The organism is Mesorhizobium qingshengii (assembly GCF_900103325.1).
Taxonomy (GTDB): Bacteria; Pseudomonadota; Alphaproteobacteria; order Rhizobiales; family Rhizobiaceae; genus Mesorhizobium; species Mesorhizobium qingshengii.
On sequence record NZ_FMXM01000051.1, the window covers coordinates 1 to 10,314 of the forward strand.

Sequence of the window (10,314 nt, forward strand, 5' to 3'; positions counted from 1 at the left end):
CCGTCCCGGATGGTCGCACCATACACCGCGATCCTGGAAACCGCAGCCGGACATCGGCACCGAGATCTTCATACCGGTTACGAACTCGATAGCGGCGTTGAACCCGAAACTTCGACGGGCTGTCAGGGCCAGGGGCCATTTCCCCAGCGACGACGCGGCGACCAAGCTGCTCTATCTGATCTTGAACCGATCCGAGAAAGAGTGGAAAATGCCGCCACGTGAGTGGACCATGGCCAAGGCCCAATTCGCCGTCATCTTCGGCGAGCGCTTCATCCGGGCAATGGCTGCATAATGTTCAACAGCCCGCCCGCACACGGAATTCCTGACAGTCCCGCGACCGGTCGATCTCGTCCTGACGGCCGGACAGGCACAAGCCCGCCATCGCCACGCTCGACTCTCTCCACCCGATAGGATTCCGATTGCCGACCGCGCCTATGACAGCAACGCCATTCGCGACCTGAAGCGCAACGCTCAGCTTGGGCTGACATCCCGCCGAGGTATCCCGCACCAGCGATTCCCTTCAGTCAACGGGGCCCACAAGCAGCGCAACCTGATTGACAGATACAGCAACAAACTAAAACCTTTCAAAGGCATAGCAACGCGTTAGCACCGATGCCCCGCTCCACTTCCTTGCCACCGGCCCAACTCCCTTCTGTCCGCGTTCTGCTAGAGAAGTTATCAGTCCGCGGCCTAAGTCAAGCCTGCGGCAAAGAGTGCTCTCGCCACGGGTTCGAAAAATTCCTTAGGAACGGGGTTGCCGAGATTTGCTTTTCTGATGAGCTGGTTCGCTAGGACATGATCATCGACAATTTCGAGACGAAGCGCCCGCGCTTCGCTAAGGAGGGGAGAAACGCGCTCGTCTTTCGCTCGGCAAACCACGACCGGCACCCCGGTCTCACCACGAACGTAGCGAACACCGATCAGTGCCCCCCTCCCTTTGAAGATCAGCGTGGCGCTATGAACACCAAGGGGAGGTTCGTCAGCTGCCTCATCGCGGATGCGACGTCGTTCACCTTTTAACTCGGGGGCCCCTTGCTGATCCTTCCGTTCGCGCATGACTTCAGTCTGGGTCATCCGCATCTCGCGCTGAAACAACGCACGCTGCAACACAAGATCAATCAGGCCGACGACCATTAGTGCGCCGGCGCCAATTCCAATGAGCGGTTTTGCCACCCCAACGACATGGCCGATGCAGCCCATGCCGCACCCCGGCAGATACATCATGGTCTTCCACGCGCCGAGCAGGTAGAGGGAAAACGTTGCGCTGAGAACGAATACCTTAAACAGAGTCTTGCCGAGTTCGACTGTGGACTGCGCAGACGCCAAGCGCTTCAGCCCTTGAAAAGGATCCATTTTTTCAAGGCTGGGCTTGATCGGCTCGAAAGAGAAAACAAATCCACCATTGGCTAATAAACTTGCCAAAATGACCGCAGCGACAAGCGTTCCAAGCAGCGGGCCAACAGTTGCGAGGGCGAGTGCGGCCAGAACAACCAGCGCCTGCCCGACGGCGAATTTGAATGGCAGGTGGTGCAGTTTGTCGACGAAGAGTAGCGCTTCAAGACACTTGTCCTCGATGACGCTGCCTCTTACCCACAGGTATCCGAGCCCAGCGCAGGTCCCGACCGCGCGAACGAAATCGGAGCTACGTGGCAGCTGCCCTTTTTTGCGCGCCTCGCTTAGCTTCTTGGGACTGGCGGCGTGTGTCTTCTCTTCACTCGTGTCGCTCATTTCAGCAACTTATCGAGCCACTCGAGAGTGCCATCCGTTTGTGTGATCTCCAATGTCATTCCCTCAACCAGATAGGCAGCATAGGTGACCATGATGACCGGAAAGACAAGATTCTTGATCGCGGGCGAAAACTGACTTGACTTGAATTGGGGCGCAAAGCGACGCAGTATCATCATGGACACATCAATCAACGTCAGAAAGAACACGACTGGCCCAGACACCAACAAAGTCGTGCGCATAATGTGATCAAGGAGACCTAATATCTCCATTCCTGCTTGAGCGCTCATGGTTGGGTGAAACCGATATATGGGCCAGATCAAATAGCTGCCATAAAGTGCGCTGATCACGGTTTCCATACCCCCAGAGGCGACGAAGATGGCGATCGCAGTAATCCCGAGAAAGACCCCCACGGCGGAAGCCTGACTGTTCGTGGCGAGGTCGGACGGAGCAGACGGGCTGGTAATACCGCGTTGGTTGTCGATAAACTCACCCGCTGCCTGAAGGGCCCATAGGGGAATGCCAAGAAAAGTGCCTAATAGTGCACCAACGAAAACTTCCTTCAATCCGAGCAGAGTTACCTGGATCACGCGCGTTTCAGGATCCAGCGCCTGCAACCCGTCGCTGACGTGCGCCAGGCATGGTAATCCGAAAGCGACAGCCAGGCAGCCGCGGATTAGCCCGTCGGTCTGAGAACGAGTAAATACAGGCAGGATCAGCATGATGCCTATCGCGCGCCCGGCACCAAGACCGGCTGCTAGGAGGAGCTCGATAGCCGTATGAATCAGGATTTGAATCTCGGCTGATGACATAGACATGGCCGAGACTAGTAGCTGAGCGTCATGGCGGGAAACTCGGTAAAGATCTGGTTGGTTAGCTCTAGCAGGGGGGCGCTCAGGACAGGAGCAAACAAACCAATCACCGAGACAACAACCAGAAGCTTCACGGTGAGTGGTAAACTCTCATCCTGAATCTGCGTTGCCGCCTGGATGATGCCAATGACCAGGCCAACGACCACCGATGCGATCAACGGCGGTAGAATCCAAATCATTAAGACCACCAACGATTGACTCATAAGAACGACAATACTGGATTCGGCGATAATCAACCTCCCGGAAGCGTGTAACTCAACACAAGACCTTCCATCAATTTCGACCAACCATCAATAGAGACGAAAACAAATAGCTTGAAAGGGACTGATATAAGTGTCGGAGACACCATCGACATACCCATCGCCATCAAAATTGTCGTAACGATAAGATCGATAACAATGAAAGGAAGATAAAGCAGAAATCCAATCTCGAACGCGCGCTTAAGTTCTGACAGTAGAAAAGATGGCACCAGAATCGATAAATCATCATCCGCAGTCTTTGCGCGCATTTCCTCTGGCCATACTTTCTCGATCGAGGAGAGGAAAATTTTTCGCTGATCTTCATTGGTGAATTTCTTTAGATGGTCACGCAGTGGCTCGCTCCCGGATTTGACAGCGCTTACCCAGTCATCAAACGTCTGATAGTGCAGCTTCGGGTCGCTCATCCTATCATAGGTCAGTTGAATAACGGGCGCGCTAACAAACATGGTCAGGATCAATGATACAGCGTACAGCACTATGTTAGGTGGTATTGTTTGCGTTCCGAGCGCATTGCGCACGAGAAAAAGAACAACTGATACTTTTACAAACGCAGTGGTTGTGACGACTGCTAAAACAAGCAGACCAAGTCCAGCGGTTACCGCAAGAAGCGCCAGGATTGTCGGCTGGACCTCAGTCATTACATCCCAACCCGCCTCGCAGCTTTATACCCAGCGTTTCTCCAATGCGCACGATGTCGCCACGCCCGATGCGCTGACCATTGGCCAGTATGTCGACCGGACCCTCGATCGGGCGCCCAAGTTCGAATATATGCCCATCGCCGGCACGTCTTAATTCCCCTAGAGGAATAGGCCAGCGGCCGCATTCAAAGACAAGCATGATCCCGATATCGTCGAGATCATCCGTCAGTCCCAGCTGCGATACAGCTTGTGTCATCTGCGCATTCTCCAAAGAACTCGATCGCCGGCGGAAAGGGCCTCGCAGCACTAACTGGTCGCCCTCAAGATCTGCGCCGGCCCACAGCTGGCCAAAAGATAGAATGATCTCGCCGCGGCCAAACGGCGCCATGTTCGGCAACAGAACATCCCCGGCACGTGCGTCTCGAAGAAGAGCTGGAGGAATGCGTAGCGTCCCAATTTCTCCTGCAACCAGGATCGGCAGGTCCCGCGATAGCCCTCGCGGTTTTCGTGGTAACTGCGCAATGAGTTCGTCTAGGACGCGAAATGCAAGCGGCACCAAGCCGTCGAGAGGCGAGAACAGGAATAGACGACTGTTGCCTCTGACCGCGCCGAATACGATATCCAGTTCGAGATAGGGGGCTAGCGTGGCGGCTTCACCAACGCGCAGGAGTTGCAGGTTCAGCTGTGTCGCACACTCCAGTCGAGCGACGAGCGGCTCAAGTGCAAGCTCCAAAATGAGCGAAGCCGTTGGCTCGGACGGAAAAGGCAGGTCGTCCTGCACTGTCGCAATGAACGCATCTACAAGCGGCCGCGATAACGAGAGGATGACCGTCTCGGCTCCGACCTTCCAAATGCAGTCAAGCATCTCAATGGCTGCAGATTGCTCTTGACAGACAAGCCCTGCAACAGTCACCGACAACGGCACGTCTTTGATTCGGCTCTGAAACGGCTTGCGAGAAGCTGCCGTGTTATTAAGCAACCGCACGATCTCCCGTGATAGTGTCAGGGCTGGTTCAAATATAATGGGCCTCACCATCCCGGAAACCAAAGACTGCACAGCGCTAGCATTTCGGAGGACCTGCCGGTTTTCTAATTTGATTGCGCGACCTGGGCAAGCGCACTCCTCCCAAACCGAACTACTCTATCATCCTCGGCCTCGGTCTCGCTCACGGCCTCCGAATGGATCTCAACGTCGCGCCCGACGTCGTCCTCGATTTGCTGCCATTTGCGTGTTGCCGCCGAACATGCGATCCATTCGTCCCTCGTCCTGAACATCGCTATCTCAGCCTGTTCTTGGGCGATTTGCGCATCGCCAAGCATTTGCCGTCGGCACGTTATTTCAGCCGCAAGCAGCTCAATGCGCAGGTGGTGCCGGTCGAGCATACCGTTCGACAAGTTTTCGAGAGTCATCAGCTCCTGGTAGAGATCCGCTTCGGCGGCTGCGCAATCTTGTTGTGTCATTGCAAGGTCTCGAGCGGCATTCTGAGCGGCTAAGACAGCCATGTCGCGCTTGGCTTCCGTTTTGGACATCTTATGAAGGGCGCGACGCTCTTGCATCTCTTTCAAAAGACGTAACCTCGAAGCCTGAACATGATTTAAGCGGTCAGACGCGACATCCATGCGACCGTTTCCTCAAAGGTTGATGTCTCGCCTGCGCTCTGGCGCAGAAACTCTCTCAGTTCGTCTATTGAGTCGACAGCTCGGTCCGTCAGGGGATCGGCGCCTTGTTTGTATTCGCCGACTTTGATCAGGAACTCGGTCTCGGCATACAGCGAGAGGAGTTCACGAAAGATGGATGCCGCCTTGCGATGTGTCGTCGAAATGATCGCATCCATCACGCGGCTGCGACTCTGCAGTACATCGATAGCGGGAAAATGCGATCGCGCCGCAATCGCGCTTGAGAGGACGACATGCCCATCGAGAATGCCGCGCGACTCTTCTGCGATTGGATCCCCTGTGCCATCGCCTTCTACAAGCACAGTATAGAAAGCCGTGATTGAGCCAAGCTCACTCATGCCGGCGCGTTCTAACAGGCCTGGCAGCATGCTGAAAACTGAAGGAGGAAAGCCCCGTCGCGTCGGCGGTTCACCGGCAGCAAGGCCTATTTCACGCATTGCACGACAGAAGCGGGTCAGCGAGTCCAGCATGAGAGCTACGCGTAGCCCCTGTTCGCGAAAATACTCTGCAATCGCTGTCGCCATCGGAGCACATTGCGCCCGCTCGACAGCCGAGCGGTCGGACGTTTCAACAACAACGACGGCACGGCGAAGTCCTTCCGTTCCAAGATGCCTCTCGATGAATTCACGAACTTCACGTCCTCGTTCGCCTATCAGCGCGACTATGACAACGTCAGCGGCTGCACCTTTTACGATCTGTGACAATAGCGTCGACTTACCACCACCAGGCTCGCCGTAAATTCCGATCCGCTGGCCCTCGCCGCACGTCAGGAGACCGTCCAGAACACGTACCCCTAGAGGCAAGGGTCGTTCAATCATCCGCCTTGTCATTGGATTTGGAGCTCGGCCGTGCAGCGGCCGAGTTTCTGTGGTCCTGATTTGGCCTTTGCCGTCCAGTGGACGGCAACGACTGTCAACCACGCGGCCGAGTAAATCGTCTCCAACGGGTACTTCACGCATTCGTCCAGTGGCTACGACTTCGGCACGGCTAGACAGACCAGCCAAGTCACCAATCGGCGTCAGCAATACGCTATCATTCGAGAGGCCGATCACCTCGGCTTCGAGCGACAGTCCGGTTCGCGGATCCTGCAGGAGGCAAAGTTCCCCAATACGAGTGTCAGGCAAGACGGCATGAACAAGTGTGCCGACAGCACGCGTGATTCTGCCCCGGAGGGCGCGGGTCTCGATCCGCTTTGCCCGAGCTCTCAAAGACGAAATCACCGGATCAGCGGGGCAAACCGCGGCATCGTTATTAGGTTGTGACAGCGTGGTCATAGTTCGCCTCTTTCAGATAGCAACCCGAAGCCGAGGCGCAACGCGCGCATCTGGGCATCAAGCCCCAGATCGACATTGCCGTACTCACTCCACAGCACGCACCGTTGCGACGGCAACGTCGGATCCGGTTCGATCCGAACACTTGGTCGACCATCCTGTCCGTCGTATCCTGCAAACTCTTCCGCGAGTATGTCCACTTGACTCGGAGACACATGGAGGCAAACTTGTGCGCCGCTATATTGGCGTTCAATGGCGTGGCGAACAGCCATCACCAAAACTTCCCCCGGATCTAATGCTCCCACAAGATCGCTTAGTATCTCCATCACGAGCTGCGGCAATTCCTGGTTAAGAACGGCCTTTCGTTGCGCGACTTCGGTGACCGCCTGAGAAATCACCGCTGCCATTTCGGCGGCGCCCGCAGTTAAACCCTCGGCATGGCCGCGCGCCAACTCACGCTGATAGGCGGCGCGCGCCCAGCTGCGAACCCGCTGCTGATATCGTTCCGCGGCCGCAAGCGCTTCTGCAGCACTATCCCAGATTTCCAGCTCACTCGCCGGGATCAGCGGCCCCATTGGGCACAGCTGCGGCGCTGTTGGCGCAGGGAAAAGATCAAATGTCATATTAGCGGCTTCTCCGCCTCAAAATAGGCCATCACAAGCGAAAACAACTGGCCGGAGACGTTCCTGTGCTCAGGCTTTGGATTCTCGGCGGCGGTTCCAACCGGCAACCGTAGGAGGACGCGGTTACGCTCCATCACTGAATTGTTATTGAGCCAAGCACCAAGACAGGCATGTCCATCGTGTTCGATTTGGTGCGCGAGCTTTTCCGGATCGGCGATCAATCGGTTTGCAACGGAATGCGCCAAGTGTCGGATACCAAATTTGTGCGCATCAGCGCCGATATAGCCAATAAGAGCGGTGAGATCAGACCGAGAGACAAGCTTAAGCAGCGAACGGGCATGCCATACACTGCCTGCAAGAAAGGCGGCCCGCTGCGGATCATTCCCGCGCAGAAGATCAGGCCCCCAGTCGCTATGCTTTGAAGCCACGTCGAACAGCAATTCTGTCAGCCTTGGTTGCAGCCTGGGGGACTTCTGCAACTGCTCTAACGTAGCGGGCGCCAACGCCGGATCAAGACGCGCAGCAAGACGACTCGGATGGGCCGAAGCTGCAGGCTCGATCCCGCCGAAGGCGGACAATTGGAACGAACGATCAAGTTGGGCAGTCAGTATCGGCATTGGCGTCGACATGTCACTTACGCGCTATCGCTGGCGTTTCTTTGAATGGTGCTGAACACGGAAGGACTCAATCGCCGCTCGACCTTGGAGAATCCGCCCGACGATTGCTTGCGCCGGCGGCTAAGAGCGCTGGCCAACAGAAAGCATGCCACTGCGAACAGAGCTACAGCGATACCGATTACGGTCGCAAGAAACCGCGCTGGAATGAGCCTGGATGTCTCGGCCAAAACAGGCCTCGGCACAGACAGCTGCCCATCTGCGGACCCTTCCACCGCCACCAAAACCACTTCAACCTTGTCGTACGACAACCCTTCGATGCTGTCAGCCACAAGCATCTTTATCTGCGGCAGTAGAATAGAAAGGTTCGCTTTGGCGTCATGCCTGATAAAAACTGAGGCCGATGAGGGCGTGGTACCTGCTCGCAAAAGGTCGTTATGCGGCAGAACAACATGAACACGTACAGAGAACACTCCATCGATGTCGCTGATGGTACGGGACAACTCCTCACTCAGCGCATAGACGTAACGGGCACGCTCCTCGGTTGGCGAGGCTATCAGGCCTGATCCTTGGAAGATCTCGCCAAGGTTCTTGAACGACTGTCGCGGCAGCCCCTTCCCATTTAGAAGGTTAATTGAGAAAGCGATCCGCGCTTCATCAACCTGGAGGGTGCTAGTCCCATCCTTGGCGGCCACCCGGATCGCAGCTACTCCGTTGTCTATCAAAAGAGCCAACATTTCATTCGCTTCGCGTTCCTGCAGCTGCGTGTAGAGATCGACCTTGCAACCACCGAGAGCCAGGAGAACTGCCAGAGCTACAAGGCGAAGCAATCGCCAATGGTAAGTGTCGAGCATGACTTCCGCGGCTAGCTCAATCATGCGCGCGGTTCAGCCTTCCTTTAGAAGTTTATTCAACGAAGACGTAATGCCGCTGACACCTTTAGAGACAAGAGCAACCTGGGTGACACCGTTGTAGAGATCCCGCAGGCCAACAATCATTGCTTCAAAATCACGACCTCCTTGCGAAACGCCAGAGGTTCCGGTTCCCGGGCCTGTTTCGGCTGTAAGCTTCTGCGGCGGCCCTGGTTCCGAACCCTTGGAGAGTCCTACCTGCCAGTCGAGCGGACTAACCGCATTGCCTGCGAACATCGAAGAAATCTTCTCTACCACGCGATCGCCCAGGGAATTTGTCTTCGCAGCTGCGCGTTGCACATCCATCACCGGAGGAGCGAGCACCAGGGGAGCGTCGTTTTTCAGCGCGTCGGCCGCGTGCGCCAAAGCGCGCTCGAACTGGGCCTGGTCGCTCAAGGACGCTGATCCGGCCTTGGGCAGACACTCTGCTAGAGTGGCAGTAATCGGAGTGAAAGGCATCATCATGCAAGAACTCGATTATTTCCTCTTTGGCGATGTGAATCCCGTCGCCCATTAGTCGTTGTCGGGCCAGCATTTAGCCGTGAGAGCTGACGACAAGCTGACCAAGGCGGCATAATGGGCCATCTCATGCTGTGTGACTTTAGCCCCCTTGTGAAACTCTCAAACTGTAGGTTATCATTAGGATATGCCGAGACTGCTCATCAAATTCATCCCCTTGAACCTTTGGAGGCTTCTGTGTGCCGGGTTCTTTCTCTCCACCGGAATCCACGGAACACTAGGTGTCCCCTTATCCTTCCCCCGGACGCCTTACAGGTATACAGTTCTCGATCAGGATCTCGCTGCCGTGCTGCAGCAATTCGGTAACAACCTTAATATCCGAATCAACATTAGCAGCGAGGTGAAGGGACGGATCCGCGGGAGCATGTCGAATTTGCCACCGCTCGAGTTCCTAGACCGTTTGGCCAACTTGTACAGTCTACAATGGTATTATGATGGGCTTGTCCTTTACGTATCGGCCGCAAAAGAATCACAAACCCGCGTGCTTGTGTTGACCTCGATCCGCTTCGATAAGTTGAAGAAGGCCCTTGATAAGCTTGAGATTTCCGATGACCGCTACGTCATGAGACCTGCGCCGGGAGATAGCCTCGTTTTGGTCTCCGGTCCGCCGCGTTTCACCGCACTCGTGGAGCAGACGTTCAACGGCCTCGTTGCTGAGGCGCAGGCGCAGCCGCGCGTTCCTGAAACACAGCCAAGCGAATCGGTCCTGACATTGTTTCGTGGTTCCTCCTCCATGGTCGTTCGCGACGGACTACCGCAAGCCGCTTATTCGTCTGACGTGTTGCAACAGGATGGCGTCGGCGAGAAGCCAGAGCCGCGCCAAAAATGATATTTGCGACCGCAGCCTTGGCAAAAAAACGCCACAGCGGCCGCCCTTGAATGTGAATTCTCTAAGAGTCGGACTCGAAAAGAGGTCAATGATAGCAATATCTTGAGAGACGGCGCGTGATGAGGCGTATGTGGGCGATCATGATCCACGCCTCGGCGGAAGCGACGGATTTCTCGAAGTCCTTCGCCAGCCTTCTGCATCTGCCGAGCCATGCGAAGGTCCGTTCAACGACCCATCTGCGCGGTAGAACCTCGAAGCCCTTTGCCTTGTCGGATCGCTTGATGATTTCCAGTGTCCAGTGCCCGATTTTCCGCAGTCGCCTTTTCAGCTTGTCACCCGCGTAGCCGCCATCGGCAAAGACATGCAGCAGCCAAG

General features: G+C 55.8%; 14 protein-coding genes. 2 read left to right on the top strand and 12 right to left on the bottom strand.

Annotated features, from left to right (window positions below; all coding sequences use genetic code 11):
* Positions 1 to 292: transposase (locus BLS48_RS33455; protein WP_244530005.1), on the top strand; the 292-nt coding region annotated here is incomplete at its 5' end.
* A 398-nt stretch (positions 293 to 690) separates the two neighbouring features.
* Here the strand turns inward: BLS48_RS33455 and BLS48_RS33460 are convergent.
* Genes BLS48_RS33460 through BLS48_RS33510 form a run of 11 tightly spaced genes read right to left on the bottom strand, consistent with a single transcriptional unit; the run spans position 691 to position 8,987 of the window.
* The gene (locus BLS48_RS33460) at positions 691 to 1,728 is read right to left on the bottom strand and encodes an EscU/YscU/HrcU family type III secretion system export apparatus switch protein (RefSeq protein WP_038654915.1); all 1,038 of its coding nucleotides are present in this window, start codon (positions 1,726 to 1,728) and stop codon (positions 691 to 693) included.
* A complete protein-coding gene (gene sctT, locus BLS48_RS33465) occupies positions 1,725 to 2,543 on the bottom strand; it encodes a type III secretion system export apparatus subunit SctT (RefSeq protein ID WP_038654912.1) in 819 nt (272 codons plus the stop codon). The genes BLS48_RS33460 and sctT overlap by 4 nt, the downstream gene beginning before the upstream one ends.
* A gap of 8 nt (positions 2,544 to 2,551) precedes the next feature.
* Positions 2,552 to 2,800 (bottom strand): EscS/YscS/HrcS family type III secretion system export apparatus protein, encoded by a 249-nt coding sequence (locus tag BLS48_RS33470; RefSeq protein WP_084791849.1) that lies wholly within the window; start codon positions 2,798 to 2,800, stop codon positions 2,552 to 2,554.
* 29 nt (positions 2,801 to 2,829) lie between these two features.
* Positions 2,830 to 3,495 (bottom strand): type III secretion system export apparatus subunit SctR, encoded by a 666-nt coding sequence (sctR, locus tag BLS48_RS33475; RefSeq protein WP_038654909.1) that lies wholly within the window; start codon positions 3,493 to 3,495, stop codon positions 2,830 to 2,832.
* Positions 3,488 to 4,531, bottom strand: a complete 1,044-nt coding sequence (gene sctQ / locus BLS48_RS33480; protein ID WP_208604712.1) for a type III secretion system cytoplasmic ring protein SctQ — start codon at positions 4,529 to 4,531, stop codon at positions 3,488 to 3,490. Before sctQ ends, sctR begins: the two co-directional genes overlap by 8 nt.
* Before the next feature lie 53 nt (positions 4,532 to 4,584).
* Complete coding sequence (locus BLS48_RS33485; protein WP_038654903.1) at positions 4,585 to 5,115, bottom strand: hypothetical protein; 531 nt, start codon at positions 5,113 to 5,115, stop codon at positions 4,585 to 4,587.
* Positions 5,091 to 6,446, bottom strand: a complete 1,356-nt coding sequence (gene sctN / locus BLS48_RS33490; RefSeq protein WP_091586575.1) for a type III secretion system ATPase SctN — start codon at positions 6,444 to 6,446, stop codon at positions 5,091 to 5,093. Before sctN ends, BLS48_RS33485 begins: the two co-directional genes overlap by 25 nt.
* Positions 6,443 to 7,066, bottom strand: coding sequence for a type III secretion system stator protein SctL (sctL, locus tag BLS48_RS33495; RefSeq protein ID WP_038654897.1), 624 nt, complete (start codon positions 7,064 to 7,066; stop codon positions 6,443 to 6,445). Before sctL ends, sctN begins: the two co-directional genes overlap by 4 nt.
* Complete coding sequence (locus BLS48_RS33500; protein ID WP_038654894.1) at positions 7,063 to 7,695, bottom strand: hypothetical protein; 633 nt, start codon at positions 7,693 to 7,695, stop codon at positions 7,063 to 7,065. Before BLS48_RS33500 ends, sctL begins: the two co-directional genes overlap by 4 nt.
* 5 nt (positions 7,696 to 7,700) lie before the next feature.
* Positions 7,701 to 8,558, bottom strand: a complete 858-nt coding sequence (gene sctJ / locus BLS48_RS33505) for a type III secretion system inner membrane ring lipoprotein SctJ (RefSeq protein WP_091586577.1) — start codon at positions 8,556 to 8,558, stop codon at positions 7,701 to 7,703.
* Between the two features lie 9 nt (positions 8,559 to 8,567).
* Positions 8,568 to 8,987 (bottom strand): nodulation protein NolB, encoded by a 420-nt coding sequence (locus tag BLS48_RS33510; RefSeq protein ID WP_276315567.1) that lies wholly within the window; start codon positions 8,985 to 8,987, stop codon positions 8,568 to 8,570.
* 250 nt (positions 8,988 to 9,237) lie between these two features.
* Between BLS48_RS33510 and BLS48_RS33515 the strand changes: the two genes are divergently transcribed.
* Positions 9,238 to 9,939 (top strand): nodulation protein NolW, encoded by a 702-nt coding sequence (locus tag BLS48_RS33515; protein WP_038654888.1) that lies wholly within the window; start codon positions 9,238 to 9,240, stop codon positions 9,937 to 9,939.
* A gap of 85 nt (positions 9,940 to 10,024) precedes the next feature.
* Here BLS48_RS33515 and BLS48_RS33520 read toward each other — a convergent pair.
* Positions 10,025 to 10,314 (bottom strand): transposase (locus BLS48_RS33520; RefSeq protein WP_143019584.1); only part of this gene is annotated, 290 nt, incomplete at its 5' end.